The organism is Paracoccus sp. (in: a-proteobacteria) (genome assembly GCF_030536915.1).
GTDB lineage: Bacteria > Pseudomonadota > Alphaproteobacteria > Rhodobacterales > Rhodobacteraceae > Paracoccus.
Genome location: NZ_JAUNPC010000215.1, coordinates 1 through 1,722, shown reverse-complemented (window position 1 = coordinate 1,722; position 1,722 = coordinate 1). Strand labels below are relative to the sequence as shown.

Here is a 1,722-nt window from a genome sequence, read left to right as displayed (position 1 = left end):
CATGGGCGTGAACAACCAGCTTGCCTGCCGCGACCGCATCAAGGGCCGCGATGCTGCCTGACCCCTTTCCTTCGGTGACGGGGGATCAACTGGTCTTGTCTCGCGCAATGCCTTCCTTTTGCCGATCGGGGTACGGGTCTGGCGCACCGATTCCCCGATCATGGCGCTACCCGCGCCGGGGCCATTGCGCGGCTTGTGTGTCCCGGGGATTCAGGCCTAACGCGCCGAGATGGATCGATGGTCATCAGGGACATGAGGTGGCTATTGCGGTGTGTGGCCGAGGTGTGATTTTGATGCTCAACCACGAGCATGGGAATATCCGATGACCACAATCAGCATGGACCCGTATCCCACGAGTAATTACCGGTCGAAATAGGACCTGATCTTGTCTCTGTCGGTCGTCTCGGCCAGCGCCAGCATCAGCAGGATGCGCGCCTTCGACGGCGACAGGTCGCCGCCGAAGATCGCGCCAAGCTCCTTGGTCGTGGCGCCGCCGCCGACAAAGCCGTAGTTCGGCTGGACGCTTCCCTCCGGCACCCGCGAGGTGATGACGACGGGCACTCCCTTGCCGATCGCGTACTTGATCGCCTCGTACATCGGCTCGTTCACGTTGCCCCAGCCGAACGCCTGGATCACGATCCCCTCGGCACCGTTGTCGGCCGCATGCCGCACATAGTCGCCGTCAGCACCCGTATACATGGCGACAAGGTCGACCCGGGGCAGCGTCTCCGGCAGCGGCAGGGGCGGGTGCCGCAGCGGCTCCTGGTGAAAGACGACATCGTCGCGATCAACATAGCCGATCGGGCCATACAATCCTGAACCGAAGGCGGCGACGTTGCTGGTATTCGTCTTCCGCACCGCCCGGGCGGGGTGGATGACATGGTTCATGTTGACGGTGACCCCCTTGCCGCCCGAACCCTCGTCGATGATCTGCTTCACGGCATTGGTGATGTTGCGCGGGCCATCGCTGTCGGGTTCCGACGCGCTCCGAAGCGCGCCGACCAGCACGACCGGCTTGTCGCTTTGGACCGTTAGGTCGAGGAAATAGGCGGTCTCCTCGATCGTGTCCGTCCCGTGCGTGACGACGACGCCCTCGACGTCCGGATCAGCCAGTTGCTCCTGGACCCTGCGGGCGAGACCCGGCCAGAGATCCGGGCCCATGTAGGGGCTTGGGACATTGCTGAATTCCACCACTTCGATGTCGGCCAGGTCGGCGAGCGCCGGCACCGCGGCCACCAGATCCTCGCCCGAGAGCGCCGGGACCGGGGCGCCGGTCTCGTCCACCGTCATCGCGATCGTGCCGCCCGTTGCCACGATGGTCACGTTGGGAAGGTTCCCGCTGTCCGTCGCATTCTGGGCGTCGGCCGCGCCCTGGCTTGCGGCCGGCTGTTGGGCCACCTCCTGGGCGGCCCCCGGACCTGCCATGTGCATCATGGCGAAGATTGCGGGAATGGCGAGAAGATAACCAGGCTTCATGGCGTAATCCTTCGAAATCGCAGGTGTTCGTGAAGGAGGCACCTTCAAGGAGAAAAGCTAGCACTGCGACATTGCCAGATCGAGGGGCCAGCCTCTCGCTTCGCACCAGTGCAGAGCGGCGAGGCTCTATGCAATCATCCTGGATACGACCTGTAACCGCACTCCTATGTGGATCGTCGCAGACCTACCTTGGGCTCTGTTGCGCGAATCGCATGAGGGATGATGTGCTGGATCCCGGGTGGTAGC

1 protein-coding gene is annotated in these 1,722 nt (G+C 63.7%); it reads right to left on the bottom strand.

What is annotated here, in order from left to right; genetic code table 11:
- Nucleotides 1–360 precede the first annotated feature (360 nt).
- Nucleotides 361–1,518, bottom strand: coding sequence for an asparaginase (locus Q4F04_RS15860; RefSeq protein WP_303370749.1), 1,158 nt, complete (start codon nucleotides 1,516–1,518; stop codon nucleotides 361–363).
- Nucleotides 1,519–1,722: the final 204 nt, after the last annotated feature.